The organism is Methanobacterium sp., from assembly GCF_016217785.1.
In the GTDB taxonomy this organism is placed as follows: Archaea; Methanobacteriota; Methanobacteria; order Methanobacteriales; family Methanobacteriaceae; genus Methanobacterium.
The window spans coordinates 1-2,211 of record NZ_JACRGA010000007.1; the positions used below are offsets into that span (position 1 = coordinate 1).

Below are 2,211 nucleotides of genomic sequence, written 5' to 3' on the forward strand. Positions count from 1 at the left end.
GGACTGCGTGATGATATAGGATATCATCTTCAACAAACGCTCAATAAACAAATAATGAATATAGCAAATATGCCAGAAGCAACAACATATTATCCTTATGGGAGAGCATATTTTGCAGCGAGAGCAGCAGAAATAAGCGCATATGACCAAACATTCTTAGAAAGAAATGCAGGAGTGTCTCTTGATCAGTTTCTAGAACAGGAAACAATAAGAAATACGTTGGAAGCAGCATGGATAGGAACAGCAGCAGCAGAAAGAGGAATAAGGAAAACAGCGGCGCAGGCAAAAGAATATCTTCTCAGAACAAGACAAGAAGATGGCTTGTGGTCATGGGAGCCAGTTCACAATCAGAAAACATATCGCCAGCGGGGTCATGGAATATTGACAACTTTATTTGCCGTAGAAGCAGTACGGGCAATAGAGCGTTTAAAATAACACCTAAAAGGTAAGTAATAAGTCATTCTTAAAGTAAATCTGTTTTAACTGTATTTTAGCTTTCTGAATAAGGTTGTCTAATTTTCAGGTTCATTTGTGCAAAAAACAACAACAACAATGGCACAGACGGTCTCGGCTTGTGGCAACTCCCCGGAATCTGCTGTGCCACAAGCCAAGCCCTACTTCGCAAACGAGAACCCCACACTTCGTATGGGAACCTCGTTCGCTATGTCTGGCCATGTTGTTTTTTTTTGCTATGGGACTTTCTAAACCGAAAAGTATTTATATTTGGTATATACATAGTATATACTAAGATGAAAAAGATTAAAACAACAATTTCTAATGAGATTAAAGTAAAAAATATTCGTGCTTACTTTGAAAAAACAGTAACACAATTTGGGAATGGTGCAAAAATTGATGCTCCTAAAGAGTATATTGGAGAAAAGGTGATTATCCTTGTCAAGAAAAAAAGAGTTAAGAAAACTCAGCAAAAATGAATTGATAGATTTACTTCTGAGAGAAGAAGAAGCTCGACAAGAGCTTGAAAAACGATTAGAAAAACTTGAACATTATCTTAAAGCATTTGATAATCCACATACTCCTTCTTCAAAACAATTAAAGAAAAATACTACCGAAAAGAATGGTGAGAATAAGGAAAATAAACCACGTTTCCCTGGCAAGCCCAAAGGCGGGAATGGAGGCGGAATAAATCTTCCTCCTGCTGATGAAATTGTTGAGTATAAACTTGAATTTTGTCCAGATTCAGGTTTACCTTTGGGAAAACCTGTTGGTTATTGGAAGAAAACAGAGGTTGATTTTCCTGATAAACCGATTAAAGTTATTGAGCATAGAATTATGAAATACATTTCTCCTGCAACAGGAGAAATAGTTTTTGCAAATGTAGATTTACCCAAAGGGATTTATGGTAAAAATATTCAAGCAATAACAGTTATGTTAAAGAATTTGACAAATTCCCACAAAAAAATTGCGGATTTTATGAGGGAACTCGGTGCTCCGAGTTTTAGCGATGTCGAAGTTCAAAATATAACAAACAAATTTGCAGAAAAATTAGAACCACAACGAAATTCTATGCTTGAACAACTACAAAAAGAAAAATATGTTCACGCCGATGAAACAAGTTTCAGAATAGACGGTAAGAATGGTTATGTTTGGGGTGTTTTTACAAAAACAATTTCAATATTAAGTGCTGCTACAAGCAGAGCAAGGATTAACATCAAGGAACTTCTCAAAAATTTCAAAGGTGTAATTGTCGTCGATGGATATAACGCTTATAATGAGTTTTTATTAAAGCAGCGTTGCTGGGCACATCTCATTAGAGAATTCAAAGACTATGCAAATGATAATCCTGAAATACAAATTCAATATATTCGACTAAAAAATCTTTATGAACAAATGAAAATACTCAATGAAAAACCGCCAGATGAACAAGCAATTGCTCGCTGCAAATGGATATTGAATGATATAGTTACATGTCTAAAAACCATCAAAGAAGCAAAAGGCTTAGTTACACTTATCGAAAATGGGGGAAATGATTGGTTTACTGCATTATATTATGAAGGAGTTCCACTCGATAATAATCATGCGGAAAGAGAACTGCGACCAATTGTTCTCTTGAGAAAAAGCATTGGTTGTTATAGAAATGAAAAAGGAAAAAAGTGGATAAATAATGTTGTTTCAGTACTCCATTCATGGAAACTGCAAGGAAGAAACTTATTCAAAAATCTGAATTCCTTAGCTTGCTGACTTATTACTTAC

At 35.1% G+C, this 2,211-nt stretch carries 3 protein-coding genes; all 3 read left to right on the forward strand.

Going from position 1 to position 2,211, the window contains the following annotated elements; all coding sequences use genetic code 11:
- Positions 1-435, forward strand: a 435-nt coding sequence (locus tag HY987_RS03645; RefSeq protein ID WP_292755824.1) for a hypothetical protein, incomplete at its 5' end; no start/stop codon positions are given.
- 314 nt (positions 436-749) lie between these two features.
- Complete coding sequence (locus HY987_RS03650; protein ID WP_292755826.1) at positions 750-932, forward strand: DUF2080 family transposase-associated protein; 183 nt, start codon at positions 750-752, stop codon at positions 930-932.
- A complete protein-coding gene (locus HY987_RS03655; RefSeq protein WP_292755828.1) occupies positions 892-2,199 on the forward strand; it encodes an IS66 family transposase in 1,308 nt (435 codons plus the stop codon). Before HY987_RS03650 ends, HY987_RS03655 begins: the two co-directional genes overlap by 41 nt.
- Positions 2,200-2,211: the final 12 nt, after the last annotated feature.